Here is a 489-nt window from a genome sequence, read left to right as displayed (position 1 = left end):
AGCTTCGGCCACAGATAATCGTTCCATCTCCACATAAAGGAAAAGATACAGAGAACCGATATGACCGGCTTCGCCATGGGAAGCATGATTTTCAAGAGAATATTTAACTCCGATGCACCGTCAATTCTGGCCGCCTCCATATACGCATCCGGAATTCCCACATAATACTGGCGGACCAGAAATACCGCAGTCGGGGAAGCGACTGCCGGAATAATAAGCCCCCACAAGTTATTGTATAAATGAGTCGCCACAATCACCTTGAAAATGGGTATCATAATAACTTCCAGCGGTACCATCAGCGTTGCCAGGACAATGCCAAACAGAATCTTATCTCCCTTGAAATGGTACTTGGCAAAGGCGTATCCACTCATCACGTTGACTACAATCGTCAGAAATGTGGCTACAAGGCTGACAAATACCGTATTGAAGAAGTAAACGCCAAAATGGCCTTCTGCCATGGCCTTTGTGTAGTTATCCAGAGAGGGATTC

General features: G+C 46.0%; 1 protein-coding gene. It reads right to left on the bottom strand.

What is annotated here, in order from left to right; translation table 11 throughout:
• The coding region (locus tag NE664_13470) for a carbohydrate ABC transporter permease (protein ID MCQ4727641.1) at positions 1–489 on the bottom strand (489 nt) is incomplete at both ends.

It is taken from the genome of Anaerotignum faecicola (genome assembly GCA_024460105.1).
Taxonomy (GTDB): domain Bacteria; phylum Bacillota; class Clostridia; order Lachnospirales; family Anaerotignaceae; genus JANFXS01.
This window is presented reverse-complemented; position numbering and strand designations above follow the sequence as displayed.